This is a genomic window from Streptomyces sp. NPDC005070 (genome assembly GCF_053600395.1).
The window spans coordinates 17,556-43,061 of sequence record NZ_JBSFZS010000006.1 but is presented as its reverse complement, the minus strand read 5'-3'; the positions used below and the strand labels follow the sequence as shown (position 1 = coordinate 43,061).

The 25,506-nt window shown below is 69.5% G+C and carries 23 protein-coding genes; 14 read left to right on the top strand and 9 right to left on the bottom strand.

Annotated elements, in window-relative coordinates; genetic code table 11:
- The first annotated feature begins 80 nt into the window (after positions 1 to 80).
- The 4 genes from ACWEBX_RS03850 (at position 81) to ACWEBX_RS03835 (ending at position 5,807) form a co-directional block, all read left to right on the top strand.
- Positions 81 to 1,862, top strand: coding sequence for an ABC transporter ATP-binding protein (locus ACWEBX_RS03850; protein ID WP_451883299.1), 1,782 nt, complete (start codon positions 81 to 83; stop codon positions 1,860 to 1,862).
- Between the two features lie 162 nt (positions 1,863 to 2,024).
- Entirely contained in the window at positions 2,025 to 2,912 is an 888-nt protein-coding gene (locus tag ACWEBX_RS03845) for a FadR/GntR family transcriptional regulator (protein WP_451883298.1), read from the top strand.
- Positions 2,913 to 3,320: 408 nt separating this feature from the next.
- On the top strand, positions 3,321 to 4,856 hold the full coding sequence (locus ACWEBX_RS03840; RefSeq protein ID WP_451883297.1) for an RNA polymerase sigma factor: 1,536 nt from the start codon (positions 3,321 to 3,323) through the stop codon (positions 4,854 to 4,856).
- Between the two features lie 132 nt (positions 4,857 to 4,988).
- The gene (locus tag ACWEBX_RS03835) at positions 4,989 to 5,807 is read left to right on the top strand and encodes a serine protease (RefSeq protein ID WP_451883296.1); all 819 of its coding nucleotides are present in this window, start codon (positions 4,989 to 4,991) and stop codon (positions 5,805 to 5,807) included.
- Positions 5,808 to 5,915: 108 nt separating this feature from the next.
- On the opposite strand, the gene ACWEBX_RS03830 is transcribed toward ACWEBX_RS03835, so the two are convergent.
- Positions 5,916 to 6,146 (bottom strand): DUF7455 domain-containing protein, encoded by a 231-nt coding sequence (locus ACWEBX_RS03830; RefSeq protein WP_121406526.1) that lies wholly within the window; start codon positions 6,144 to 6,146, stop codon positions 5,916 to 5,918.
- Between the two features lie 441 nt (positions 6,147 to 6,587).
- On the opposite strand from ACWEBX_RS03830, the gene ACWEBX_RS03825 reads away from it, so the two are divergent.
- From ACWEBX_RS03825 to ACWEBX_RS03800, 6 genes are all read left to right on the top strand, one after another.
- A complete protein-coding gene (locus tag ACWEBX_RS03825; RefSeq protein ID WP_451883295.1) occupies positions 6,588 to 8,711 on the top strand; it encodes a DNA gyrase/topoisomerase IV subunit B in 2,124 nt (707 codons plus the stop codon).
- 481 nt (positions 8,712 to 9,192) lie between these two features.
- Positions 9,193 to 9,756: a DUF1453 domain-containing protein gene (locus ACWEBX_RS03820; RefSeq protein WP_451883294.1), complete on the top strand. Its 564-nt coding sequence runs from the start codon at positions 9,193 to 9,195 to the stop codon at positions 9,754 to 9,756.
- Positions 9,753 to 10,904, top strand: coding sequence for a sensor histidine kinase (locus ACWEBX_RS03815; RefSeq protein WP_451883293.1), 1,152 nt, complete (start codon positions 9,753 to 9,755; stop codon positions 10,902 to 10,904). Before ACWEBX_RS03820 ends, ACWEBX_RS03815 begins: the two co-directional genes overlap by 4 nt.
- Positions 10,901 to 11,587: a response regulator transcription factor gene (locus ACWEBX_RS03810; protein WP_451883292.1), complete on the top strand. Its 687-nt coding sequence runs from the start codon at positions 10,901 to 10,903 to the stop codon at positions 11,585 to 11,587. The genes ACWEBX_RS03815 and ACWEBX_RS03810 overlap by 4 nt, the downstream gene beginning before the upstream one ends.
- Before the next feature lie 105 nt (positions 11,588 to 11,692).
- Positions 11,693 to 12,181 (top strand): DUF485 domain-containing protein, encoded by a 489-nt coding sequence (locus ACWEBX_RS03805; RefSeq protein WP_451883291.1) that lies wholly within the window; start codon positions 11,693 to 11,695, stop codon positions 12,179 to 12,181.
- A complete protein-coding gene (locus ACWEBX_RS03800) occupies positions 12,178 to 13,770 on the top strand; it encodes a solute symporter family protein (protein WP_451883290.1) in 1,593 nt (530 codons plus the stop codon). Before ACWEBX_RS03805 ends, ACWEBX_RS03800 begins: the two co-directional genes overlap by 4 nt.
- 73 nt (positions 13,771 to 13,843) lie before the next feature.
- Here ACWEBX_RS03800 and ACWEBX_RS03795 read toward each other — a convergent pair whose 3' ends face one another.
- Positions 13,844 to 14,536 (bottom strand): response regulator, encoded by a 693-nt coding sequence (locus ACWEBX_RS03795; protein ID WP_451883289.1) that lies wholly within the window; start codon positions 14,534 to 14,536, stop codon positions 13,844 to 13,846.
- A 161-nt stretch (positions 14,537 to 14,697) separates the two neighbouring features.
- Between ACWEBX_RS03795 and ACWEBX_RS03790 the strand changes: the two genes are divergently transcribed.
- The 3 genes from ACWEBX_RS03790 to ACWEBX_RS03780 all read left to right on the top strand — a co-directional run bounded on the left by ACWEBX_RS03790 (position 14,698) and on the right by ACWEBX_RS03780 (position 17,547).
- The gene (locus ACWEBX_RS03790; protein WP_451883288.1) at positions 14,698 to 15,513 is read left to right on the top strand and encodes an ABC transporter ATP-binding protein; all 816 of its coding nucleotides are present in this window, start codon (positions 14,698 to 14,700) and stop codon (positions 15,511 to 15,513) included.
- Entirely contained in the window at positions 15,503 to 16,366 is an 864-nt protein-coding gene (locus tag ACWEBX_RS03785) for an ABC transporter permease (protein WP_451883287.1), read from the top strand. Before ACWEBX_RS03790 ends, ACWEBX_RS03785 begins: the two co-directional genes overlap by 11 nt.
- A gap of 122 nt (positions 16,367 to 16,488) precedes the next feature.
- Positions 16,489 to 17,547, top strand: a complete 1,059-nt coding sequence (locus ACWEBX_RS03780) for an ABC transporter substrate-binding protein (protein ID WP_451883286.1) — start codon at positions 16,489 to 16,491, stop codon at positions 17,545 to 17,547.
- A gap of 104 nt (positions 17,548 to 17,651) precedes the next feature.
- On the opposite strand, the gene ACWEBX_RS03775 is transcribed toward ACWEBX_RS03780, so the two are convergent.
- From ACWEBX_RS03775 to ACWEBX_RS03760, 4 genes are all read right to left on the bottom strand, one after another.
- On the bottom strand, positions 17,652 to 18,332 hold the full coding sequence (locus ACWEBX_RS03775; RefSeq protein ID WP_451883285.1) for a response regulator: 681 nt from the start codon (positions 18,330 to 18,332) through the stop codon (positions 17,652 to 17,654).
- Positions 18,329 to 20,053, bottom strand: coding sequence for an ATP-binding protein (locus tag ACWEBX_RS03770; protein WP_451883284.1), 1,725 nt, complete (start codon positions 20,051 to 20,053; stop codon positions 18,329 to 18,331). Before ACWEBX_RS03770 ends, ACWEBX_RS03775 begins: the two co-directional genes overlap by 4 nt.
- 200 nt (positions 20,054 to 20,253) lie before the next feature.
- Positions 20,254 to 21,198 (bottom strand): sucrase ferredoxin, encoded by a 945-nt coding sequence (locus ACWEBX_RS03765; RefSeq protein ID WP_451883283.1) that lies wholly within the window; start codon positions 21,196 to 21,198, stop codon positions 20,254 to 20,256.
- A gap of 160 nt (positions 21,199 to 21,358) precedes the next feature.
- Positions 21,359 to 22,618, bottom strand: coding sequence for a citrate synthase (locus ACWEBX_RS03760; RefSeq protein ID WP_451883282.1), 1,260 nt, complete (start codon positions 22,616 to 22,618; stop codon positions 21,359 to 21,361).
- 97 nt (positions 22,619 to 22,715) lie between these two features.
- Here ACWEBX_RS03760 and ACWEBX_RS03755 point away from each other — a divergent pair, with 97 nt between their 5' ends.
- Positions 22,716 to 23,906, top strand: a complete 1,191-nt coding sequence (locus ACWEBX_RS03755; protein WP_451883281.1) for a citrate synthase — start codon at positions 22,716 to 22,718, stop codon at positions 23,904 to 23,906.
- A gap of 88 nt (positions 23,907 to 23,994) precedes the next feature.
- On the opposite strand, the gene ACWEBX_RS03750 is transcribed toward ACWEBX_RS03755, so the two are convergent.
- The 3 genes from ACWEBX_RS03750 to ACWEBX_RS03740 all read right to left on the bottom strand — a co-directional run bounded on the left by ACWEBX_RS03750 (position 23,995) and on the right by ACWEBX_RS03740 (position 25,471).
- Positions 23,995 to 24,234 (bottom strand): hypothetical protein, encoded by a 240-nt coding sequence (locus ACWEBX_RS03750; RefSeq protein ID WP_328671941.1) that lies wholly within the window; start codon positions 24,232 to 24,234, stop codon positions 23,995 to 23,997.
- 163 nt (positions 24,235 to 24,397) lie between these two features.
- Entirely contained in the window at positions 24,398 to 24,598 is a 201-nt protein-coding gene (locus ACWEBX_RS03745; RefSeq protein ID WP_451883350.1) for a hypothetical protein, read from the bottom strand.
- A 315-nt stretch (positions 24,599 to 24,913) separates the two neighbouring features.
- Entirely contained in the window at positions 24,914 to 25,471 is a 558-nt protein-coding gene (locus ACWEBX_RS03740) for a DUF6082 family protein (protein WP_451883280.1), read from the bottom strand.
- Between the last annotated feature and the right edge of the window lie 35 nt (positions 25,472 to 25,506).

Genomic DNA, 25,506 nt, shown 5'->3' with positions numbered 1-25,506 from the left:
CTCGCCGGACCTGTGAGGCCCTTCGGGGGCGAGCCGCATGGCGCCCGGAAAATCCGAAATGTCGCGCTATCTTGCTTTGGGTGATCCAGGCCATCGGACTGACCAGCAACACCCGCAAGGCGCGTCCGCCCGCCGTCGACGACGTGTCCTTCGAGGCGCACGCGGGCCACGTCACAGCGCTCGTCGGAGCCCCGGGCGCGGGCAAGACGACGGCACTGAGACTCATGCTCGAACTCCAGCAGGGCCGCGGAATCACCTACTTCCGGGGCAGGTCGCTGCACCGGATCGCCCATCCCTCCCGCGAGGTCGGCGTACTCCTGGGCGAGGTGCCGGGCCATCCGGCACGCACGGTCCGCGGCCAGCTCCGCATGCTGTGCGCCGCCGCCGGGGTACCTGCGCGCCGCTCCGACGAAGTCCTCGAAGTGGTCGGGCTCGTCAGCCTGCGGGACGCGAGCCTGGGCACGCTCTCCCGCGGCATGGACCGCCGGCTCGGACTGGCCTGCGCGCTTCTGCCCGACCCCCACACCCTCGTGCTCGACGCCCCCGCGGACGGACTGTCCGTCAGAGAAGGCCGATGGCTGCACGGGATGCTGCGCGCCCACGCGAACCAGGGCGGCACGGTGCTGTTCACCACGGACGACCCCAAGGAGGCCGCACGGACCGCCGACCGGGTCGTCACACTGGAGCAGGGACGCCTCGTCGCCGACCAGGAGGCCGCCGAGTTCGCCCGCACCCGGCTCCGGCCGCGGGTCGCCGTCCGCAGCCCGCACGCCGCCCGGCTCGGCTCCCTCCTGACCAAGGAAGCCCGAACGGCACGGCGCTCGGTGGAAGTCGTGCGCGAGGAGGGCAACCGGCTTTCGGTGTACGGCAGCACCTGCGCCGACGTCGGCGAGACGGCCTTCCGGCACGGCATCCTCGTACACCAACTCGCCGACGAGACAGGGGACATGGGGCCCGCGCCAGCAGCGTCGCCGTCGAAGGAGGGCGAGCAGCCCGCCGACGAGCCGCGCTCCAGCGACGAGCCGCGCCCCGCCGAGACCCCGGCTGCGGATGACGCGTCCGCCCTTCCGCCCCCCATCGCCGTACGCCATGCCCGAAGCCCGTTGCGCCCCCTGCGCTACGAACTGCGCAGAGCGGCCGGTGTCGGTACCGGCTACTTCACGGCGGCCGCCGTTCTCGTCACCTCGGCCCTCCTGTCCGTCCTGCTGGCCAGAATCGGTCACACACCGCAGCCGCGCCTGCTGGCCGCGTGGCCGCGGGAACTCCCGCTCCCGCCCGCAGCGCTCGGCGCCGGGCTGCTGGGCGCCGTCGCCTTCGGCGAGGAGTTCCGCCACCCCGCCCTGGCCGCGGACCGCGGCACCGTCCCGCGACGGCTGGGACTGCTGACCGCCAAGCTCCTCGTCGCCTCCGCCACCGCGCTGACGCTGGCGTTCCTCACCGTGGGATGCGACCTCGAAGTGCTCTACCTCGTCTACGGACGGGAGCTCGCCGGAGTTCCGTCGGACTGGCTCTCGCTGAGCGCGAGTTGGCTCGGGCTCGTGGTGGGCTGCGCGTGGGCGGGCGTGCTGGCGGCCGGCATCTTCCGGTCCACCGCCGCCGGGCTCGCGGCGGTCCTCGCCGTGCCGGTCGTCGTCGTACCGCTCGTACAGAAAGCCTTCCAGGGGCCGTCTGTACGGTCGGCGGCCGGATTCCCGGAGCGGCTCCGCGAACTGGTCCTCATGCAGTGGCCGTTTGGCGGCGGGCGCTACCTGGCGGCCGCCGTGCGGGTGCTCGCCCAACCCGTGGGCGGAGCACTGCTGTTGTCGCTGACCGCACTGCTCTGCGCATATCTGCTCACGACCCTGCGGAGCCGGGTCCGATGACGACCGTCCGTACCCTTCCGTTTCCCCTGTGCACACAACTCCCCGAAGAACGCCCATTTCTTTCCGATAAGGCGTCAATTGCGACGGTGTGAGCGATCACCCTTTCGTGTGCTTTTCACCAAAGACCTCAAGGCAGTTGGAGCCGGCGCCGACAAAAGACCCGTGAGTACCCTTGCGCAGACCATGATGACCGCCGCCCGTTCCTCAGACTCCGGCCTCGCCGGACCGGGCGAACTCGACCGTTACCCCTACGCCGACGCGTCCGGTCCCGACCGTGTCGGCCCCCCTGTGTGGGACAGCGCCGAGCCGGAGCTCGGCCGCGTCGGCCGGCGCGCCGCCGGCAGTCGCGGACGCGGACTGCACGGCCAGCTCGTCCAGCAGCTCGGCCAGATGATCGTCTCCGGAGACCTCGGCGCGGACCGTCCGCTCGTGCCCGAGGAGATCGGCCAGCGATTCGAGGTCTCCCGGACCGTCGTCCGTGAGTCGCTCCGCGTCCTGGAGGCCAAGGGGCTGGTCAGTGCCCGCCCGAACGTCGGCACGCGCGTGCGTCCCGTCAGCGACTGGAACCTCCTCGACCCGGACATCATCGAATGGCGGGCCTTCGGTCCGCAGCGGGACGACCAGCGGCGCGAGCTGAGCGAGCTCCGCTGGACGATCGAGCCGCTCGCCGCGCGCCTCGCGGCCGGACACGGGCGCGAGGAGGTCCAGCAGCGGCTCGGCGACATGGTCGAGATCATGGGCCACGCCATGTCGCAGGGTGACGCCCTGACCTTCTCGCGGGCCGACACCGAGTTCCATTCGCTGCTCATCCAGCTCGCGGGCAACAGGATGCTGGAGCACCTCTCGGGGATCGTGTCGGCGGCGCTCCATGTCTCCGGCAGCCCGGTCACCGGCTGTGACCGGCCGAACGAGGCCTCGCTGGGTCACCACGCGCGCATCGTCGACGCCCTCGGGGCGGCCGACGGCGCGGCGGCCGAGACGGCCATGCGGCAGCTCCTCACCGTCCACCCCGAGGTGGAGCGTGTCGTGCCCGCGCCGCGCGAGCACTGATCGCGCGGCGCGGGTGACGCGGTCCGGAGCGCGTGCGCGTCCGTGGCGGCGTCGGACCCGAGGGTCATCACCCGTCGGGACCTCGCCGAATCCTTCCCGGATGAGGTGAGGTCCCGACGGTGCGACCGGGCGGCGGATCATGAACTAACCTGGATTGACAGGATCTGTCATCTTTTGGGCACTTGCGGGGTGTGACTCGGGCCACGCAGATTGGGCGTAACGCTCTTCGGGGCAGCGCGATGACCTAAGAGGTGATAGCCGAGGAAGGAATACAGACGCCGTTTGTGGCGCTGTGCATCTTCCCGGTCCCCGCCCGCGCCGTCGGCCCATCCCCAGTCGGCGGTCGTCGGTTCCTGTCCACAGCGGACAGGGCCGGAAGCCGTTTTCCAACGTTCCGAGAGGTTGTTCGTGTCGGCCAGCACATCCCGTACGCTCCCGCCGGAGATCGCCGAGTCCGTCTCTGTCATGGCGCTCATCGAGCGGGGAAAGGCTGAGGGGCAGATCGCCGGCGATGACGTGCGTCGGGCCTTCGAAGCTGACCAGATTCCGGCCACTCAGTGGAAGAACGTACTGCGCAGCCTCAACCAGATCCTCGAGGAAGAGGGTGTGACGCTGATGGTCAGTGCCGCGGAGCCCAAGCGCACCCGAAAGAGCGTCGCAGCGAAGAGTCCGGCCAAGCGCACCGCCACCAAGACCGTGGCGGCCAAGACGGTGACTGCCAAGAAGGCCACCGCCACCGCGGCTCCGGCTGCCCTCGCCGACGATTCGGCCGAGGACGCCTCCGCAGGCAAGCCCGCCGCAGCCAAGAAGACGACGGCGAAGAAGGCCGTCGCCAAGAAGACGGTCGCCAAGAAGACGGCGGCCAAGAAGACGAGCGCCAAGAAGGACGACGGCGAGCTCGTCGACGAGGAGACGGCCGAGGAGACCCCCGGCAAGCCCAATGCGGACGAGCCCGCCGAGGACGGCGCCCAGGGCTTCGTCCTGTCCGACGAGGACGAGGACGACGCGCCCGCGCAGCAGGTAGCCGCCGCCGGTGCCACCGCCGACCCGGTCAAGGACTACCTCAAGCAGATCGGCAAGGTCCCGCTGCTCAACGCCGAGCAGGAGGTCGAGCTCGCCAAGCGCATCGAGGCCGGTCTGTTCGCCGAGGACAAGCTCGCCAACGCCGACAAGCTCGCCCCCAAGCTCAAGCGTGAGCTCGAGATCATCGCCGAGGACGGCCGCCGCGCCAAGAACCACCTCCTGGAGGCCAACCTCCGTCTGGTGGTCTCCCTGGCCAAGCGCTACACCGGTCGCGGCATGCTCTTCCTGGACCTCATCCAGGAGGGCAACCTCGGTCTGATCCGCGCGGTCGAGAAGTTCGACTACACCAAGGGCTACAAGTTCTCCACGTACGCCACCTGGTGGATCCGTCAGGCGATCACCCGCGCCATGGCCGACCAGGCCCGCACCATCCGTATCCCGGTGCACATGGTCGAGGTCATCAACAAGCTCGCGCGCGTCCAGCGCCAGATGCTCCAGGACCTGGGCCGTGAGCCCACCCCGGAGGAGCTGGCCAAGGAACTCGACATGACCCCCGAGAAGGTCATCGAGGTCCAGAAGTACGGCCGTGAGCCCATCTCCCTGCACACCCCGCTGGGCGAGGACGGCGACAGCGAGTTCGGTGACCTCATCGAGGACTCCGAGGCCGTCGTCCCGGCCGACGCGGTCAGCTTCACGCTCCTCCAGGAGCAGCTGCACTCCGTCCTCGACACCCTGTCCGAGCGCGAGGCGGGCGTCGTCTCGATGCGCTTCGGTCTCACCGACGGTCAGCCGAAGACCCTCGACGAGATCGGCAAGGTGTACGGCGTGACCCGCGAGCGGATCCGTCAGATCGAGTCCAAGACCATGTCGAAGCTGCGCCACCCGTCGCGTTCCCAGGTGCTGCGCGACTACCTCGACTAGGCCTCGGCCGCATGTCGACGAGGGCCCGACCTCCTCCTGGAGGTCGGGCCCTCGCCGTGTGCGCGGAATGCGTGTGTTCGCGCATTGGATCACTCTGGGTGTTCCACGACCCTCCCAGTGTGAGGAGCGCGCATGCGCCGTCCCTACGCCCCGACGCTGGCCCTTGCGGCCGCCACAGCGGTGATATCACTGACCACCCCCGCCCTGGCGTCCTCCGACAGCGTTGTCATAGGAAGCCGTCCGGTCCAGATCTCCGACAGTCCCTGGACGGTCGCACTGTCCAGCCGTGACCGGTTCGGGGGTACGCGCGCGGGACAGTTCTGCGGAGGAGTGGTTGTCGGTCCGACCACCGTCCTGACCGCGGCCCACTGCCTCGGCGACGACGTGCTGGGGGCGCCACCGCAAGACGACCGCGATCTGAAGGTGATCGCGGGCCGGGGCGACCTGATGTCCCACGCCGGCAAGGAGATCTCCGTGCGCGACATCTGGGTCAACCCGCACTACGACAGTGATACGAACGCCGGGGACTTCGGCGTGCTGACCCTCGCCGAGCCGCTGCCGGCCGCCTCCGTGATCCGTATGGCCCCCTCGGGCGACCCGGCGTACGAGCCGGGGACCGCCGCCACCGTCTATGGCTGGGGTGATCTGACGGGCGGCGGCGACTACGCGAACAGCCTGCGCGCCGCGGATGTGCACGTGCTTCCCGACGCCGACTGCGAGCGGGCCTATCCCGGCGACGAGTCCGGCACCTACGACGCCGCGTCCATGGTCTGCGCCGGCGATCCCGCAGGCGGCCGTGACGCCTGTCAGGGGGACAGCGGCGGGCCGCTGGTCGCCCAGGGCCGGCTCATCGGCCTGGTGTCCTGGGGGAGCGGCTGTGGGCGCCCGGAGAGCCCCGGGGTCTATACGCGGGTCTCAGAGGCCGTCCACGCGTTGAACGCGGGCCGCTGAGAGCTCTCGACGTTGCGATACGAGTGTGGGCGGCCACTCCCTGTGTCCAGGGTGTGACCGCCCACTCACCGGCCTGTCGCCGGTACCCGCTCGTCGTTGATGCGAAGGTCAGCGTTCTTCGTCGTTGACGCTCTCGGGAACGGACGTCAGCCGCTCCGTCTCGTCCTGTATCTCAGCGGCGATCTTCTTGAGTTCCGGCTCGAACTTGCGACCGTGGTGGGCGCAGAAGAGCAGTTCTCCGCCGCTCAGGAGGACGACGCGCAGATATGCCTGGGCGCCGCAACGGTCGCAGCGGTCAGCGGCCGTCAGCGGGCTCGCGGGGGTCAGAACAGTAGTCACGTCGCCTCTTCTCTAGCTCGACGAGCTGTCGTACCAGGGTCAACATCCAACCAGGCCGAAAACGTTCCCGCTCGCGGCTTTTCCTCGAAATTTTCTTTCGAAGCGGCTGTCTGCTGCCGGGTGGCGGCGAATGAGCCGTATTGCGTGTCTTTGTGTCTGTACGGGTTCGCGCTGTCTGTCAGGTGTCGGTCCTCCCGGCTGGATTGCCGGTTGTTCATGAGGACGTGCCCGGAGCCTAAATGGTTCATGCCTCGAAGGGAACGTGATATGTACTTCACTCCATCGAGGGATCGAACACTCATACGATCCTGGACTAGGGTGAGTTCATGCGAGGGTGGTGCTACAACGGCTCTACCAGGCCTCGGTACCCTCTGAGCGGCGACCGAAGCCGGGCCCTTACCCAAAAGGGTCTCCCATGAAATTCAGCGAGGAGCGAACCGCGTGACCGCCGATACGTCCGTGCCGTCCACAGCGCTGCTGACCGGAGCAGACCGGGACGGCTCCAACTACACCGCGCGGCACCTGCTCGTCCTTGAAGGGCTCGAAGCAGTGCGGAAGCGCCCGGGCATGTATATCGGGTCGACGGACAGTCGCGGCCTGATGCACTGCCTCTGGGAGATCATCGACAACTCCGTGGACGAGGCCCTCGGGGGCTACTGCGACCACATCGACGTCATCCTGCACGACGACGGCTCCGTCGAGGTGCGCGACAACGGCCGAGGCATCCCGGTCGACGTGGAACCCAAGACCGGCCTCTCCGGCGTCGAGGTCGTCATGACCAAGCTGCACGCCGGCGGCAAGTTCGGCGGCGGCTCGTACGCGGCCTCCGGCGGTCTGCATGGCGTGGGCGCCTCGGTCGTGAACGCGCTCTCCGCCCGCCTGGACGTCGAGGTGGACCGCAGCGGCCAGACCCACGCCGTGAGCTTCCGACGCGGCACCCCGGGCGCCTTCAAGGCCGACGGACCGGACGCCGCCTTCGGCGCGAGCGGCGGCCTGCGCAAGATCAAGCGGATCCCGAAGACCCGCACCGGCACCCGCGTGCGCTACTGGGCGGACCGCCAGATCTTCCTCAAGGACGCCCGGCTCTCCCTGGAGCACCTCCACCAGCGTGCCCGCCAGACCGCCTTCCTGGTGCCGGGCCTGACCATCGTCGTCCGTGACGAGTTCGGGCTCGGCGAAGGCGGCAGCAAGGGCGAGGAATCCTTCCGCTTCGATGGCGGAATCAGCGAGTTCTGCGAGTTCCTGGCCTCCGACAAGCCGGTCTGCGACGTCCTCCGCTTCTCCGGGCAGGGAACCTTCAAGGAGACCGTTCCCGTCCTCGACGAGCACGGCCAGATGACGCCGACCGAGGTCACCCGTGAGTTGGGCGTCGACGTCGCTATGCGCTGGGGCACCGGCTACGACACGACCCTGAAGTCGTTCGTGAACATCATCGCCACGCCCAAGGGCGGCACCCACGTCGCCGGCTACGAGCAGGCCGTCGCCAAGACGATGAACGAGGTTCTGCGGTCCAAGAAGCTGCTGCGCGTCGCGGAGGACGACATCGTCAAGGACGACGCGCTGGAGGGTCTCACGGCCGTCGTCACCGTGCGTCTCGCCGAGCCGCAGTTCGAGGGGCAGACGAAGGAGGTCCTCGGCACCTCGGCCGCCCGCCGCATCGTGACGAACGTGGTGACCAAGGAATTCAAGGCGTTCCTGACCTCCACCAAGCGGGACGAGGCCGCGCAGGCTCGGGTCGTCATGGAGAAGGCGGTCGCCGCCGCGCGCACGAGGATCGCCGCCCGTCAGCACAAGGACGCGCAGCGCCGCAAGACGGCTCTGGAGTCCTCCTCGCTGCCGGCCAAGCTCGCCGACTGCCGCAGTGACGACGTCGAGCGCAGCGAGCTCTTCATCGTCGAGGGCGACTCCGCGCTGGGTACGGCGAAGCTGGCCCGGAACTCCGAGTTCCAGGCGCTGCTGCCGATCCGGGGAAAGATCCTCAACGTTCAGAAGGCGTCCGTCACGGACATGCTGAAGAACGCCGAGTGCGGTGCGATCATCCAGGTCATAGGGGCCGGCTCCGGGCGGACCTTCGACATCGACGCCGCACGCTACGGCAAGATCATTCTTCTCGTCGACGCCGATGTCGACGGCGCGCACATCCGGATCCTGCTGCTGACGCTGTTCCAGCGTTACATGCGGCCCATGGTCGAGGCGGGCCGGGTGTTCGCTGCGGTTCCGCCGCTGCACCGGATCGAGCTCAGCCAGCCCAAGAAGGGGCAGGACAAGTACGTGTACACGTACTCGGACCGTGAGCTGCGGGAGACGGTGCTGGAGCTGCAGCGCAAGAATGTGCGCTACAAGGACTCGATCCAGCGGTACAAGGGTCTCGGTGAGATGGACGCTGATCAGCTCGCCGAGACGACGATGGATCCGCGGTTCCGGACGCTGCGCCGGATCAACATCTCCGACCTGGAGGCGTCCGAGCAGGTGTTCGACCTGCTGATGGGGAACGACGTGGCGCCGCGCAAGGAGTTCATCTCCAGCTCGGCGGCGACGCTGGACCGGTCGCGCATCGACGCGTAGCCCTCCGGGGTGCCACCGGGGCCGGGTTCGGTCCGGTGGGTGGGTCGGGGCCGTGCGGTACATCCGCCCGTCGCCGTTGGATCAGGCGTGGGTCCGAGAGGGAGCCGCTGCTGGATCCGGGCGTGAGCGACGGGCATGTGATGTACCGGCACGGCCCCTTCCGTGCGTCCCCGGCCGCTGGTGCGGGAATTCTCAGCCCCTCCGGCCTTTGAGGAGCGGGATCCGGGGCCGGAGCGCCGGGTACGCGATGGGTAGGGGCGGAGGGGCGAAACAAGCCTTAGGCCCCGGCATCGGGGCTCCGGCCGCGTGGTGGGCGCTTGGCGTCTGGGGTGGGTCCACCCGTGGGTGGAGAGTCGGGGGCCCGGGGAATCCACCCAGGGTCCACCCCGGCGCCGATCTCCCGAGGCCGCGAGGTCCGTAGCGTCGATGGGGTCGGCAGCGCTCGCTGCGGACAGCCACTTCTCGCTCACGGAGGCCGCGCATGTCCGGGCTCATGAATGCTGCGCTGATCCTCGCGGTCGCCGCAGTGGTGATCGCGCGCCAGTTCAGCGCACGCCGAATCGGCGCGGACCGCCGCTGGTGGCTCGTGCCCGCCGTTCTCGCCGTCATGGCGCTGCGCGAGCCCGGCGTGATCGACCCGCACCACCAGATCGAGGCGTCCCTCCTGCTCGGCACGGAACTGGTGACGGCGGTGGCCATCGGAGCCGGATGGGCGTGGACGACGCGGATATGGACGGAGCCGGACGGCGCCGTGTGGAGCAGAAGCACCAAGGCCGGCGGAGCCGTCTGGGCCGCCGGTATCTGTCTGCGACTGGGTCTGTTCGGCATAGGGACCCTGGTCGGCGTGCACCAGACCTCTTCGGCCCTGATGCTCGGCCTCGCGGCCACCCTGCTGGTCCGCTCCGGGCTGCTGACCTGGCGGGCACAGTCCCTGCGGCCGGCGGTGACGGGACAGAGCCCGGGACACAGCCAAGGACACAACCAGGGACAGGGCCAAGTACACGGTGACGGTGTCGGCCGCGCCCTGCGGAAGGAGCGCCTGTGACGGACAACGCCTGGATGCGCTGGCCCTCTCGTGAGGCACTCGCACGCGTGGGCGTGCACAAGGCCCGCCGTGTGCTCGCCCTGGTCACGCGCGCTGTCGTCCTCGCCACCCTCGTCGCCACGACACTGACGAACCCGGAGCTCGGCGGCTGGGCGCTCGCCGGGGGCATCGCGGGGATCGTGGTGTGCGGGATCCTCGCCTGGGGCCTCTGGCGGACCACCCTGGAGCATCGTCTGCTGCCGTCCTTGGCGCTGCTCGCCCTGCTGCTGGCGGTCGCGTCCGTGGGGCACCAAGCGGGCTTCCGGGTCCCGGCGCTCGTCCTGCTGTGTGGGTGTGCCGTCGCGGCCATCGAACGGCTGCCCCTCGTGGCGGCCCTGCCGGCCACTGCGGTCGCGCTGAGCGTCTACGCGGCGTTCGACGACGACGCCTGGCTGACCACCGCGGCCACAACTGTGGGACTGGCGCTCGCTGGATACGTGCTGCGCCTCGACGCGGAAGCGCGGGCCGGTGCGCAGCGACTGCTGGCCCAGGAGCGCGCTGCTCGCGCGGCCGAGGCAGAGTCGGCGGCCCTCGGGGAGCGAGCGCGGATAGCCAGGGAGATCCACGACGTCCTGGCCCACAGCCTGTCGGCGCAGCTCGTGCATCTGGAGGCGGCACGACTGCTCATCGAGAGAGGGGCGGACCGGGAGGTCATTCTCGAACGGGTCGTGGCAGCACGGGGAATGGCCCGCGAGGGGCTCTCGGAGACCCGGCAGGCACTCTCCGCGCTCCGGGGCGAGATGACTCCGCTGGAGGACTTCCTCGGCGAACTCGTGGCCGCCGCCGACCGCGCCGGTGTCACCGTCACCGGCGAGCGTCAGCCGCTTCCGGCTGAGGCTTCCCAAGCGGTGCGCCGAGTCGCGCAGGAGGCGCTGACGAACGTACGCAAGCACGCTCCGGGGGCCGCGGTACACATCCGGCTGGACTACGGCGAGCACGAAGTGACGCTGGATGTACGGGATTCGGGTGGAAAACCGGGTGACCTCAGCGGTTCGGGAGCCGGGTACGGTCTGCTGGGCATGCGGGAGCGCGCCGAGCTGCTCGGCGGCTCGCTGGATGCCGGACCGGGCGAGGAGGGGTTCGTGGTGACGTTGAAGGTGCCCGTATGACCGAGCGGGAGGAGCGCATGGGACCGGCGAGGGTCGTGGTCGCGGACGATCAGACCGTCGTGCGCGAGGGCATCGTGATGCTGCTGGGGCTGCTGCCCGGGATCGAGGTCGTCGGAGCGGCCGGTGACGGGGCCGAGGCGGTGGAGCTGGTGGCCGAACTCGCGCCGGACGTCGTGCTGATGGATCTGCGCATGCCTCGCTGTGACGGGGTCGAGGCGACCCGGCGCATCCGTGCCGAGTATCCCGGGACCCAGGTCGTCGTGCTCACGACGTTCGCGGACGACGAGTCGCTGTTCCCCGCGCTGCGTGCCGGGGCCCGGGGCTATCTGACCAAGGACGCGGGAGGTGACGAAATCGTGCGGGCCGTGCAGAGCGTGCTCTCCGGGGACGCGGGGCTCTCGCCGAGCATCCAGCGACGGCTGCTGGAACGGCTGTCGGCCCCGAAACCGGAGCCCGGCCCGCCCCCAGAGGCCCCGGACGGCCTCACCTCGCGCGAGACGGAGGTTCTCCTGCTGATCGCCGAGGGCCTCAGCAACCACGAGATCGCCCGCAGGCTCCATGTGTCCACGGCCACCGTGAAGACCCACATCAACAATCTCTTCGCCAAAGCCGGTCTCAAGGACCGTGCCCAAGCAGTCCGTTACGCCTATGGGAAAGGTCTCGTGCGGCCGCCCGCGGGATGACGTCACCTGATGGGGTGAAGAGCGCGGAGACAGGGGTCAGGGAGCTCTCCGATCTGCACATCCTTGGGCACGCGGCGGAAACGGGTCGCGGACAAGGAGAGTTCGGTGGACAAGCACGACGGCGGCGACACGGGGGAGGTCCGGTTCGACGACCCCTGGTACGACGCGCTCGCTTCCGGCTGGGGCGAGTTGGACGGCACGGGTGCGCTCGCTCCCGCCGTGCCGGCCGCCCGCTCGGGGAACGAAGGACGTACGGGCGACGCCGCCCGCGTCTACATCGAGGTGCAGCGCAGCGCCGCCTTCCAGGAGGTGCGCGGCCGGTACCGCAGGTTCGTGATTCCGGCTGTCGCCGTCTTCTTCCCCTGGTACGTGGGGTATGTGGTGGCCGCGACCACCGCGCCGGGGTTCATGGCGCGTCCCGTCGCCGGCGCGGTGAACGTGGCACTGCTCGCGGGACTCGGGCAGTTCCTCACGACGTTCCTGCTCGCCTGGGCGTACGCGCGGCACGCTCGGCTGCGCCGGGACCGGGCCGCGCTCGAACTGCGCTGGGACACCCAGGAGATGACCCGGAACGCCAGGAGTGGTGAGCGGTGAGCGGCCACCATCAGACCTTGGCGCTCCTGCTGTTCAGCGCGTTCGTCGCGGTCACGCTGGCGATCACGACATGGGTGAGTCGCAACCGGCACGGTTCGGCCGAGGAGTTCTACGCGGGCGGGCGGTTGTTCTCGCCGATGGAGAACGGTTTTGCCCTCTCCGGGGACTACATGTCGGCGGCTTCCTTCCTCGGTGTCACGGGACTCATCTCCCTGTACGGCTACGACGGTCTGCTGTACGCCGTGGGATTCCTGGTGGCCTGGCTGGTCGTTCTCTTCTTCGTCGCCGAACTGGTGCGCAACTGCGGGCGGTTCACGCTCGCCGACGTCGTCGCGGCCCGGATGGACGAGCGGCCGGTGCGGATCGCGGCCGGAACGTCCTCGGTCGTCGTGTCCGTGCTGTATTTGGTGGCGCAGATGGTGGGCGCGGGGAGCCTGGTCTCGCTGCTGCTGGGCGGCACGAGCGACGCGGCGCGCAACTGGACGGTGATCGGTGTCGGCGCGCTCATGGTGATCTACGTGTCGATGGGAGGGATGCGGGCGACCACCTGGATCCAGATCGTCAAGGCGGTTCTGCTGATCGGCGGGGCCATCGCTCTCACCGTGCTGGTCCTGATGCGATTCCACGGAGACATCAACGAACTGCTGCGGGCGGCCGCGCGGCGCAGCGGCCACGGCAAGGACTTTCTCGCACCCGGGCTGAAGTACGGCGGCGACTGGACGGCACGCTTCGACTTCATGAGCCTCGGGCTCGCGCTCGTGCTCGGCACCGCCGGGTTGCCGCACATCCTGTCGCGCTTCTACACCGTGCCGACCGCGCGGGCCGCCCGGCGCTCGGTGCTGTGGTCGATCGGACTCATCGGCGGCTTCTACCTGATGACGATCGTGCTGGGCTTCGGCGCGGCCGCCGTAGTCGGTCCCGAGGCGGTGCGTGGATCGAACGCCGCGGGCAACACCGCCGTTCCGCTGCTGGCCCTGGACCTGGGCGGCGGGGCCAACTCCACCGGCGGAACAGTCCTGTTCGCGATCGTCGCCGCCATCGCCTTCGCAACCATTCTCGCGGTCGTCGCCGGAGTCACCCTCGCGTCCTCGGCGGCCGTGGCCCATGACCTGTACGGCTCGCTGCGCCGCCGCCGCGCGAAGCCGCGCGGCGAGGTGACGGTGGCGCGCGCCGCGTCGGTCGGCATCGGCGTGATCAGCATCGCCCTGAGCCTCCTCGCCCGCGATCTCAACGTGGCCTTCCTTGTCGGGCTCGCCTTCGCCGTCGCCGCCTCGGCGAACCTGCCGGTGCTGCTGTACTCCCTGTTCTGGCGGTCCTTCACGACGCGCGGTGCCGTGTGGGCCGTATACGGCGGTCTGGTGCCCGCGCTGTTGCTCGTGCTGCTGTCGCCGGTGGTGTCGGGCAGCCCCGAATCGCTCTTCCCAGGTGTGGACTTCGAGTACTTCCCGCTGCAGAACCCGGGCCTCGTCTCCGTCCCCTTGGGCTTCGTCGCCGGCTGGCTCGGCACCGTCACCTCGGCGGAACCGCCGGACGAGGCCAAGCACGCCGAGATCGAGGTCCGCGCGCTCACGGGCGCCGGGGCCGTCTGACGGCCGCGAGGGTCGAGTACGCCCGCCCTGAGGCGGCATGACTCCGGCAGTCCGTTGCCGCAGGAGTGCCGGCTCAGGGCGCCACCCAGGCGTAGCGGTGTTCCGGTCGTCCGGTGTCGCCGTACTTGAGGGAGAGGCGCAGCCGTCCCGCTTGTTCCAGGTGCCGCAGATAGCGCTGGGCGGTGGATCGGCTCAGACCGGTCTCGGAAGCCACCTCGTGGGCCGACAGCGGCTGGTTCGCCTGGTGCAGCACATCGCAGATCAGGTCCGTGGTCGGTTCCGAGTGACCGCTGGGGAGCCCGGGGGAGGACGGCGTGGGGGCGGTGCGCAAGGCCCCGAAGATCCGGTCGACCTGTTCCTGGCCCGTCACACTGTTGGCGCCCACCCGGTCGACGGTACGGCGCAGGGCGGCGTAGGAGTCGAGGCGTGTGCGCAGGGCGGTGAACGTGAACGGTTTGATCAGGTAGTGCAGGGCACCCAGACGCATCGCCGCCCGTACGGTGGCGACATCGGCTGCCGCGGTGATCATGATGACGTCGGTGCCGTGACCGTTCTCCCGCATCCGGTGGACGAGTTCGAGTCCCGTCCGGTCGGGCAGATAGTGGTCGAGCAGCACCAGATCGACGGGAGTGCGCTCGATCGCGGCCAGAGCCTGGGCAGCACTGTGCGCGCGGGCGGCCACCCGGAATCCGGGAACCTTGCTCACGTACTTCGCGTTGATCTCGGCGACGCGGAAATCGTCGTCCACGACCAGGACGTCAATCATCGGGCCTCTTTCTCTCAAGGCCTGGGCGTGTGTTGCGCCCGTGTTTCGGCTCCGCTGTTGTAGCGCGAGCAAAATGAGCACAACAGCCCCTTGCGAGCAGAAGAACGACTTGCGCCCAGAAGACTGATGGTGTGCCCGCCCCACATCTACGGTCCCGGGCCATGAGCACAGACACCGGCCCCGCCATCGAGCTGCGGGGCGCGAGCAAGATCTTCAAGACCCCGTCGGGGGGTTTGCACACGGCCGTCAGGGAGCTGGACCTGACCGTCGGCCGGGGCGAGTTCGTGGCCGTCGTCGGACCGACCGGCTGCGGGAAGTCCACCACGCTGACCCTGGTCAGCGGTCTCGAGGAGCCCACCGAGGGCGATGTCCTGGTCGCCGGGGAGCCCGTCGTCGGCGTCGGGGACAAGGTCGGCTTCGTCTTCCAGCAGGACGCCACCTTCCCCTGGCGCACCGTGCTGTCCAACGTGATGGCCGGACCCCGGTTCCGCGGCGTGCCCAAGGCCGAGGCGAAGGCACGGGCCCGGGAATGGCTCGCCAGGGTCGGGCTCGCGGCCTTCGAGGACCGGTATCCGCACCAGCTCTCCGGTGGTCAGCGCAAGCGTGTCGCCCTCGCCGCCACCTTCGTCAACGACCCCGAGATCCTGCTGATGGACGAGCCCTTCTCCGCGCTCGACGTACAGACCAGGGCGCTGATGTCCGACGAACTGCTCGAACTGTGGGAGGGCACGGGCGCCTCGGTCGTCTTCGTCACCCACGACCTGGAGGAGTCGATCGCGCTCGCCGACAGGGTCGTCGTGATGACCGCGGGGCCCGCCACCGTGAAGCAGGTCTTCGACATCGATCTGCCACGGCCGCGCAAGGTCGAATCGGTGCGCCTGGAGCCGCGGTTCATCGAGATCTACCGCGAGATCTGGGAGTCCCTCGGCGAAGAGGTCCGCATCACCCGCGAAAGGGGCGCCGCCCATGTCGCCTGAGGTTCTCAGCGCTCCGGTCGTCGACACGGCCAAGACTCCGGGCCGCGCGCACTCCCGCGCCCGTGCCGCCCGCAGACGCAAGGTCGTGGTGGCAGCCGCCCGGGTGCTACTCCTGGTCGCCGTGCTCGGCCTGTGGGAGGTGCTCTCGCGAGCCAAGGTCATCGACCCCTTCAACTTCTCCATGCCGTCGAAGATCTGGGAGCAGATCCAGACCTGGGTGATGCACGGAACCGCGCTCGGTCCGCTCGGCGAACAGATCTGGTACACGCTTCACGAGGCGCTGCTCGGCTGGGTCATCGGTGTCGTCGCCGGCGTGCTCTTCGGTATCGCGCTGGGGCGCGTCACCTTGCTCGCAGACATCCTTGGTCCATACATCAAGGTGCTCAACTCCATACCGAGGATCGTCCTCGCACCGATCTTCGTGATCTGGTTCGGGCTCGGACCGGCGTCCAAGGTCGCCTCGGCCGTGGTGCTCGTCTTCTTCCCGGTGTTCTTCAACGCCTTCCAGGGCGCCCGGGAGGTCGACCGGAACCTGGTGGCCAACGCCCGGATCCTCGGCGCGAGCGACCGCAGGGTGACGCTGCAGGTCGTCATACCGTCCGCCACCTCGTGGATCTTCACGAGTCTTCATGTCAGTTTCGGGTTCGCCCTCATCGGCGCGATCGTCGGCGAGTACATCGGCGCCACCAAGGGCATCGGCCTGCTCGTCGCGCAGTCGCAGGGCACTTTCAACGCGGCAGGGGTGTACGCGGCGATGGTCATCCTCGCCGTCGTCGCCCTGCTCGCCGAAGGACTGCTGACATTCGGCGAACGCCGCATCTTCCGCTGGAAGCCGTCGGAATCCGACCGCTGACCCCCGCGCCCTCAAGGCCTCTTCCTCGACCTCTCCCTCTCGCACCCACGGGTCCGCCCGTACGCACGATCCCGCCGTACGTAGGCGCGGCTTCCCCTCCACTCACAAGGACGTGAACCACCATGCGTAAGACCGCCAGATACTCCGCGCTGGCAGCCGCCGGTCTGCTCGCTCTCTCCTCGCTCACCGCCTGCGCCAATGACGCGGCCGGCACCACCGCCGGCTCCGGCGGCGGGGGTGGCGGCAAGGGGGAGCACGTCAAGATCATGGTCGGTGGGCTGGACAAGGTCATCTACCTGCCGGCGATGCTCACCCAGCGGCTCGGCTACTTCGAGGACGCCGGTCTGGACGTCGAGCTCCTCAGCGAGCCGGCCGGTGTCCAGGCCGAGACCGCCCTCGTCTCGGGACAGGTGCAGGGAGCCGTGGGCTTCTACGACCACACTCTCGATCTGCAGACCAAGGGCAAGGCCGTCGAGTCCGTCGTGCAGTTCTCGCACGCTCCGGGTGAGGTCGAGATCGTCTCCGACAAGCGTGCGGGCGACATCACGTCACCCAAGGACTTCAAGGGCAGGAAGCTCGGTGTCACCGGACTGGGTTCCTCGACCGACTTCCTGACGAAGTACCTCGCCGTCAAGAACGGCGTGAAGGTCAGCGAGTTCACCCCGGTCGCCGTCGGCGCCGGACCGACGTTCGTCTCCGCCCTCCAGCAGGGCGCCATCGACGGCGGCATGACGACGGACCCCACCGTCGCCACGGTCCTGGAGAAGAACCTCGGTAAGGTCCTCATCGACATGCGCACACCCGAGGGCTCGCAGAAGGCGCTCGGCGGGCCGTACCCGTCGTCAAGTCTGTACATGCAGACGGACTGGGTCAACGGTCACAAGGAGACGGTCCAGAAGCTGGCCAACGCCTTCGTGAAGACCCTTCGGTGGATGTCCGCTCACAGCGCCTCCGAGATCGCCGCCAAGATGCCCGCCGACTACTCCCAGGGCAACCAGACGCTGTACGCCGGGGCGATCGAGAGCACGCTGCCGATGTTCACCGTGGACGGCGTGATGCCCGAGAACGGTCCCGAGACCGTGGAGAAGGTCCTCAAGGCGTTCAACCCGAACATCAAGAACGCCGACGTGGACCTGAGCAAGACGTACACCACGGAGTTCGTGAAGAAGGCGGTCGGCTGACCACCTCCGGCCCGGAACGCGCCGAGCCGCCCCGTCGCCCGTACGACCGTGCCCCCGCCGGTCGTACGGGCGACGGGGCGGCCGTTCCCGCTTCGGGTAGATCCTCAGACGCGGGTGGCCCACACGTAGCGGTGCTCCGGGCGGCCCGCGTCGCCGTAGCGGAGGGTCAGACGCACCTTCCCCGTACGCTCCAGGAGCTTCAGATACCGCTGTGCGGTCTGCCGGCTCAGCCCGGTCTCCTCCGCGACCTCCTGGGCGGACAGCGAGCCCTCGGCGTTCAGCAGGGCGCGCCGTACGAGGTTCGCCGTCGCGGGGGAGTGCCCCTTGGGCAGGTCGGGCACGGCCCCCGAGGAGAGCGCCCCGAAGATCAGGTCCACATCGGACTGCTCGGCCGTGCCGCCGCGGTCGAGCGTGCGTCGCAGGTCGGCGTACGTCTCCAGTTTGGCCCGCAGCCCGGCGAACGAGAACGGCTTGACCAGGTACTGCAGTACGCCCTGCCGCAACGCCGCCCGTACGGTCGTGAGGTCACGCGCGGCCGTCACCATGATCACGTCGATCTGATGGCCCCGTCGGCGCATCTCCTGGACGACCGCGAGGCCTGACTCGTCCGGCAGATGGTGGTCCATCAGGACGAGGTCCGGGCGCGGCAGCCCTTCCATCCGGCGCAGCGCTTCGGCCGCGCTGTGCGCCTGCCCCGCGACACGGAAGCCCGGCACCCTCTCCACGTAGGCGGCGTTGACGCGCGCGACCCGCGCGTCGTCGTCCACGACCAGAACCTCGATCATCCCGGCTCCCCGTCGGAGTTCCCGGCGCTCCAGCCGGTCCCGGTGTTCCCGGCATTCCAGGTGTTCGTGGCGTTCACGGTGCTTCCGGGGGCAGCCTTCGGCGCCAGCGACGGGTCCGTCAGCGCTTCCGGCAGGACGACCGTGAACTCCGCGCCGCCGCCCTCCGCGTCGGCCACCTCCGCACTGCCTCCCTGCCGCTCGGCGAGGCGCCGCACCAGGGAGAGCCCGATTCCACGCTTGCCGTGCGCGGGCGGCTGCTTCGTGCTCCAGCCGTCCGTGAAGACCAACTCCCGCCGCTCCTCGGGGACGCCGGGCCCGGTGTCCCGTATCCGCAGTACGGCGGTTCGCCCCTCGGCGCGCAATTCGACCTCCACGCGCGCGTGCGGCGCACCCGCGACGGCGTCCAGCGCGTTGTCGACGAGGTTCCCGACGACGGTGACGAGCCCACGCGGATCGACCAACCGGTCCGGGAGCAGCGTCCGGTCCGAGATCCACAGCGCCACGCCCCGCTCCGTCGCCACGGTCGCCTTGCCGACGAGGAGCGCGGCGAGCAGCGGATCATGGATCTTCTCGGTGACCTGTTCCGCGGTGACCCTGTGGTCGCCGACCACTTCCCCGACGAACTCCACGGCGTCGTCGTACATCTCCAGTTCGAGCAGTCCCAGGAGCGTGTGCAGATGATTGGCGTGCTCATGGTCCTGCGCGCGCAAGGCGTCGATCAGTCCGTGCGTGGAGTCGAGCTCACGGCCGAGCTGCTCCAGTTCGGTCCGGTCGCGCAAGGTGGCGACGGCGCCGCCGTCCTCGGTGGGCATCCGGTTGGCGACCAGGACGCGCTGGCCACGGACGGTGAGCAGGTCCGTGCCGGTGACGCGTCCCGCCAGCACATCCGTCGTACGGCCTGGACCCAGCGCGTCGTCGAGTGCCCGCCCGACGGCCTCGGCGCCGACCCCGAGCAGCCGCTGCGCCTCGTCGTTGAGCAGGCGTACGCGACCGCCCCGGTCCAGGGCGACCACGCCCTCGCGGATGCCGTGCAGCATCGCCTCACGTTCCGCGAGCAGCGCCGAGATATCGGAGAAGGCCAGGTCATGGGTCTGGCGCTGGACTCTGCGGGAGATCAGATACGCGGCCAGCGCGCCGACGGCCATGGCCCCGCCCGCGTACGCGAACAACCCCGGGATCGCGTCGATCAGCCGGGCCCGCACACTGTCGTACTTGATACCCACCGACACCGCGCCGACGATCCGGCCGGCGGCGTCGCGCAGCGGCACCTTTCCCCGTGCGGACCGTCCCAGAGTTCCGGTGTCGATCTCCATCACGTCCCTGCCGGCCAGGGCCTGCCGCGGGCTCGTCGAGACCGGTTCGCCGATCCGTGCGGGCTCCGTGTGCGACCAGCGGATGCCCCGCATGTTCATCACGACGACGTAGTCGGCGCGGCTCGCCTTCCGTATCCGCTCGGCCTCGACCTGCACGGGGCCGGTCCTGGAGGGGGCTGTCGTCTGGAGGTCCTCGGCTATCTGGGGCTGGGCGGCCGTGGTCCGCGCGATCGCCAGGGCGCGCTGCATGGCCTGGTCGTCCAGCTGTGCGCTCAGCGGCGCCAGGAACAGGCCGGTGGCGAGCACGGCGACTCCCGCCGCGATCGAGATCTGCATCAGCAGCACCTGAGCGAACACCCGCCGTGGCAGACCGAGGCGCAGTCGTCGTGCGAGGGGAGTGGGGCTCATGCCCACGACCGTACGGCGGTGCCTCGTCCCTCCACAGAGAGTGTGGTGTGGATCTCTTGATCAATGCCCGAGGCGGCTGTGGTGCGACCGCAGCGCCGGGGATCCGACGGTGGGCGCCTGCCACGGCTTCCGGCCGTTTCGTGCGGCGCGCCCGGTTTCGTGCGACGCACCCGGCCTCGGTCGAACCAGGGACCGGGCCGTCAGCAGGCCACGGCGACAGCCGTCGCCTCGAGCTGGCGTACGGCCACCACGTCCATCCGCGCGGGTGAACCGAGCGCCGAACCGCAGCTCTCCGGGCGGGGCGGCAGCGAGGCACCCCGCGCGACGACGACCCGCCACAACCGGCCGTCGGAGTGGGCGACGGTGACCTCCCAGCGCGGCGCGCTGCCGTCCGTACGGATCACCGTCAGGACGTCGGCGGCCTGTTCCCCCGAAGCCGTCCGTACGGCCAGCTCGGCCGCCTGGCCGGGGCGTTCCCAGGCGGAGTTCCCGCGACACCCCTCGGTGACGACCCGGCCCTCCCGGACGCCCTGGAGGACCTCCTTGACGGTATGGGCCTCGGCACGGCCGTAGGCGTACCCGTACGGCAGGACCAGCACGGTGGGAGAGAAGCGATGACCACCCAGATGGGTGACCTCCCAGATGCCACCGACGCCGGAGGCGGCCAGTTCCGCCGCCAGAGGGCGTCCGAGCAGGGCGCAGCAGCGGTCGCGCTTGCCGTTGGTGCAGACGAGGGCCAGCGGATCGCCCGTGTGGTGCCGTCCTTGGAGCACCTCGTCGAAGGAGTGCGGGTCGCCCGCGCCGAGCGCCGAGAAGTCGAGGTCGAGCAAGTCCCCGGGATCGCGCGTCATGGCGCTGTGCACCCAGGCGTTTCCCGGGGTGGTGTGGGCCACATACACCTGCCGTTCGGCGAGTGGACCGCAGTCGGCATGGCGCCCGGGACGCCGGATGAGCGCGATGCGCACCCCGGTGCCCTGCGCGGCCGCTTCGAGGGCGCGGCCGAGCGCGGGATCCAGGTGGCTCGAAGTGAGCGCCTTGGCACCCCAGGGTCCGGGCTGCTCGATGAGCAGCCATGTCCTCGCAGTGGCCGCGGTCCCGGAAAATGGCTCGTCGAGCTGCCGCGACACAGTCGTGCACGTACTCACAGAGGTGAGCCTAACCTGACTTCGCCCGGGGCGACTTCCCCGCCCACCGGGGGCGCGCCAGGGGGCGTCCGGGCGCGTGGCCGGGCGCGCGGAAGCGCGCGTGGCGAGATGGTGCCTGGACGGTGCGCACAGTCCTTTCTCCGCGCCCGGCGTGCGCCGTCTAGCGCGGGAGCGGCTGGGGCGGCCGCTCGCCCACGTAATGGCCGCTCGGCCGCATCCGCAAGGGTCGCTCCGCGTACTCCTCCAGGGTGTGGGCGATCCAGCCCGCCGTCCGGGCGACGGCGAAGACCGTCTCTCCCGCCGAGGCAGGCATGCCGGACGAGACGGTGAGAACGGCCAGTGCGAGATCGACATTGGCGTGCAGAGGAGCGTGTCTGGCCGTGGTGGTCACCACGTCGCGGGCCGCCGCCAGAGCGGGCTCCGCACCGGGCACCTCCTCCAGGAGGGCGAACAGGGCACGCGCGCGTGGATCCTCGCCGGGGTAGAGCCGGTGACCGAGTCCGGGGACGCGGCGCCCGGCGCGCAGTTCGTCGGCGACCACGGGAGCGGCGGTGCCCTGGTCCAGAACGTCCAGCAGCAGTCGGTGCGCGAGCCCGCTGGCTGCCCCGTGCAGGGGCCCTTCGAGGACGCCGAAGCCGGCCGACACGGCCGCGTACGCATGGGCGCGGGCCGACGCCGCGACCCGGACCGCCAGTGTCGAGGCGGCCAGGTCGTGGTCGACGAGCAGTCCGAGTGCCGTGTCCAGCACACGTACTGACGCCTCGTCGGGTGCGCGTCCGCTGAGCCGTGCCCACAGCCGGCGGGCCAGTGGACCTTCGTCGCGGTGGTCGTGCCGCACGGTCGGAAGCGCGGCGACGAGGGTGGGGATGAGGGTGCGTCCGGTGCCCAGCACGGCGCTCTCGGAGAGGTCGAAACGCAGGGGGTCGGAGGCCGCCGCGGCGATCGCCGCGACGCGCAACCGGTCGGTCGGGCCGCTGTGCTCGGGCAGTGCCTCGACGCTGCGCCGGGCCGCCGCCACGGCCCCCTCCGGGGCCGTGAACGTGATCCCGGGGCGCAGCTCGCCGGTCCACAGCCACTCGGCGATCTCCTCGTAGGAGTACCGGGCGGCCAGCTCCGTCGCGTCGACGCCACGGAAGTAGTACCGGTCCTTGTCGATCAGCGTGATGCGGGTGCGGACGGAGAGCTCGCCGCCACCGCTCGAACTGCCGCCGCCCTCCCGTCTGTTGCGCCGTGCGAGGGCCTCGACCTCCTTGGTGTCGAACGTGCTCCCGCGCCCTCCCGGCTCCCGCCTGCTGCTGAGCTGACCGCGGCTCACGTACGCGTACACGGTCTCCGGCTTCACACCGAGCAGCTCGGCGGTCTCCTTGGTGCTGAGCCGTCGGCCCTCGTGGGCGGATGCTGCCGCTTCTCGATCCCTCATGAGCGCCACCGTATCTGTGGATCGGCATATTGATTCAATCAATATTGACAGTTAGAGAGTCAAGCATGGACAGTCGAATCAAGTCCAGGGAGGAAACATGCCGATCAACCAAGCCGCGTTCACCTCTGCCGACGTAGTCGCAGACGCACGTGCCGATGTTCCGCGAGGTCTCGCCGGAGTCGTCGTCACCGACACCGAACTGGGTGACGTCAGAGGGCTGGAGGGCTTCTACCACTACCGTCAGTACTCGGCCGTCGACCTCGCGCGGGCCTGTGGCTTCGAGGAGGTCTGGCATCTGCTGGCCCACGGCGAGCTGCCCGACGAGGGTCGCTGCGCCGCCTTCGCCGAGCGGACCGCGCGACTGCGCCGACTGCCGGACGACGTGCGTGCCGCGCTGCCGGCGATCGCGGCGGCGACCGGACCGGCGGGCCCCCTCGCCGGGCTGCGCACCGCGTTGTCGCTGCTGGGGGCCTCGCTGGGGTTCCGTCCGGTGTACGACATCGACGCCGGCCGCCGCCGCGACGACGGCCTCGCCGCGACGGCGGCCGTCCCGACCCTCCTCGCCGCGCTGTACCGGCTCGGGCAGGGACTGGACCCTGTGGAGCCACGTGAGGACTTGGGGTACGCCGCCAACTACCTGTACATGTTGACGGGTTTGGAGCCGGACGACGCCCGCGCCCGTGCAGTCGAGCAATACCTCATCTCAACCATTGATCACGGATTCAATGCATCAACGTTCACGGCACGGGTGATCGCTTCGACCGGCGCGGATGTGGCCGCCTGCCTCGTGGGTGCGGTCGGGGCTCTCTCCGGTCCGCTCCACGGAGGCGCTCCCAGCCGTGCCCTGGACACCCTTGACGCGATCGCGACCCCCGACCGCATCGACCCCTGGATCCGCGAACGCGTGCTCGCCGGCGAGCGCATCATGGGTTTCGGGCACCCCGTCTACCGCACGGAGGACCCGCGCTCGCGGATGCTCCGCGAGATGGCTCAGGGGTTCGGTGGCCCGCTCGTGGAGTTCGCGGTCGAAGTGGAACGACAGGTGGAGGCGATCTTGGCCGAACTCAAGCCGGGCCGCGAGCTGCACACCAACGTGGAGTTCTACGCCGGCGTGGTCATGGAACTCTGCGGGCTGCCCAGGGAGATGTTCACACCCACCTTCGCCGCCGCCCGCGTGGTCGGCTGGAGCGCGAACATCATGGAACAGGCACAGGACTCAAAGATCATCCGTCCGGCGGCTCGTTATGTGGGCCCGGTTCCGCCGGTGGCGGTGCCTGCGCGCGGCTGACCGGAGACCGAGCCGCCCGGAGATCGAAACGGGCCCGGCAACAAGTCGTTGCCGAGCCCGGGTGGTGGTTGTTCCGGAAACGCTGCCGCTAGGCGGGCGGAATGTCGTCCTTGGCCCGCAGGAGTGTCTCGCGTGTGATGACCACGATCCGCTCGTAGTCGGCTCGTGCGGCATCGGACGGGAGCTCTGGCTCGAGCTCCAGGGTTGCATCGCGCCCGATGACGGCGAAACTGCCGTCGCTCAGCTCGAAGATGTCGGGACAGGACTGACCTGATGCGCTGCCTCGTGCACGGGGAGGGGCACCAATTCGACGGATGACAGTAGTCATTGTCTTGGCCTTTCGTGCGGTGATTGTGAGGTCAAGTTGCTGAACGACCTGTGACCGCCAACCACGCGGGGTGGCATGCGGAACGGGGCTACCCAGGGCGAAGCGAACGCACGACGACGTGCGCTTGTGCCGATGCTCGAGCGAGTTTGTGGCGTTCAGCCGCCTATGCGTCGGGAATATCCGCCTTCGCGTGAATGAGGGTTTCGCGGGAGACTACGACGATTCGCTCGTAGTCCGCGCGGGAAGCATCGAAGGGTAGTTCGGCGTCGAGCTTCTCGGTGACATCTGTCCCGATCACGGCGAACGTACCGTCGGACAGTTCGAAAATGTCCGGGCAATTGGCACCTGACGTACTGCCCCGCATGACGGGAGGAGTGCCGATCCGACGGATGATGTGGCTCACTCTTCTTGCTTCCCTTTGATCTCGAGGTGGGATTGCCTGCGCGCTGTTGCTGCGCGGCGCGTTGCGGCCCTGTGGGGCCGCAACCTCGGACCGGGCGGCGTGGAGCGACGACGTTCGGTGGGGATCGACCCAATACGTGATTGCGCAGTAGTCAACCCTGTTGGCATCTGGGGAAACGCGCTGGTTTACCCGTTCGTTATCGCCCGACCGTGTGATTCGCCCAGCAGGGTGGCGCAAGTGGACGCGTTTGCGCCGGAGTGCGACAGGTGTCGGGCGCTACTCGCTCGACGGTTCGCCCACTACCCACCACTCATCTGCATCGGCTTCCTCCATTTGTGCGAGGAAGCCCTCGACCATAAGTCCGATTTGAGCTTCTTCCGATGTGCTGATCAGAGTTGCCCGATGAGGGCGTGTTGCGTACCAGTACTCGCGGAAGATCGGGTTTTGGAGCCACCCGCGGGCAAAGCCGAAGAATTCCTCCCGGGTCATGTTGCCCATGCGGTAGTAGCAGAGCGCGTTCGTGTACAAGGCGTTACTGAACAGGAACTGGCGCTGTTTCCTTGGGGACACGGTCCCGTCGTACGCGTCCAGGACCTCGGCCAGCTCGGGATCGTCCATGGCCTTGCTCAGCAGTTCCCAGTGGAGTCGCTGCTGGTGAGCGAGATTGGCCTGGCGCTGGGTCTGGGCGGCCTGCTCCAGCAGCTCGATCCGCGCGTGCAGCGCGTCAAGGGTGGCTCGCTGCGCGACGAGGGTGACGGCGGCCCCCGCCAACAGGCCGACCGCCGCGGCGGCGGCGGAGCGCAACCCATGAACCTTGACTTTCATTGTGGCCATGCCAACCCCCGAATCAGGCGACCGTCCGCCGGTCG

Bases quoted from the DNA above. Each gene is read 5' to 3' on its own strand.
- ACWEBX_RS03810 (WP_451883292.1), top strand. From the start codon at position 10,901: ATGACCGAGCGGGAGGAGCGCATGGGACCGGCGAGGGTCGTGGTCGCG.
- ACWEBX_RS03770 (WP_451883284.1), bottom strand. From the start codon at position 20,053: ATGAGCCCCACTCCCCTCGCACGACGACTGCGCCTCGGTCTGCCACGG.
- ACWEBX_RS03755 (WP_451883281.1), top strand. From the start codon at position 22,716: ATGCCGATCAACCAAGCCGCGTTCACCTCTGCCGACGTAGTCGCAGAC.
- ACWEBX_RS03795 (WP_451883289.1), bottom strand. From the start codon at position 14,536: ATGATTGACGTCCTGGTCGTGGACGACGATTTCCGCGTCGCCGAGATC.
- ACWEBX_RS03820 (WP_451883294.1), top strand. From the start codon at position 9,193: ATGTCCGGGCTCATGAATGCTGCGCTGATCCTCGCGGTCGCCGCAGTG.
- ACWEBX_RS03775 (WP_451883285.1), bottom strand. From the start codon at position 18,332: ATGATCGAGGTTCTGGTCGTGGACGACGACGCGCGGGTCGCGCGCGTC.
- ACWEBX_RS03745 (WP_451883350.1), bottom strand. From the start codon at position 24,598: ATGCGGGGCAGTACGTCAGGTGCCAATTGCCCGGACATTTTCGAACTG.
- ACWEBX_RS03790 (WP_451883288.1), top strand. From the start codon at position 14,698: ATGAGCACAGACACCGGCCCCGCCATCGAGCTGCGGGGCGCGAGCAAG.
- ACWEBX_RS03740 (WP_451883280.1), bottom strand. From the start codon at position 25,471: ATGGCCACAATGAAAGTCAAGGTTCATGGGTTGCGCTCCGCCGCCGCC.
- ACWEBX_RS03835 (WP_451883296.1), top strand. From the start codon at position 4,989: ATGCGCCGTCCCTACGCCCCGACGCTGGCCCTTGCGGCCGCCACAGCG.
- ACWEBX_RS03760 (WP_451883282.1), bottom strand. From the start codon at position 22,618: ATGAGGGATCGAGAAGCGGCAGCATCCGCCCACGAGGGCCGACGGCTC.
- ACWEBX_RS03785 (WP_451883287.1), top strand. From the start codon at position 15,503: ATGTCGCCTGAGGTTCTCAGCGCTCCGGTCGTCGACACGGCCAAGACT.
- ACWEBX_RS03750 (WP_328671941.1), bottom strand. From the start codon at position 24,234: ATGACTACTGTCATCCGTCGAATTGGTGCCCCTCCCCGTGCACGAGGC.
- ACWEBX_RS03780 (WP_451883286.1), top strand. From the start codon at position 16,489: ATGCGTAAGACCGCCAGATACTCCGCGCTGGCAGCCGCCGGTCTGCTC.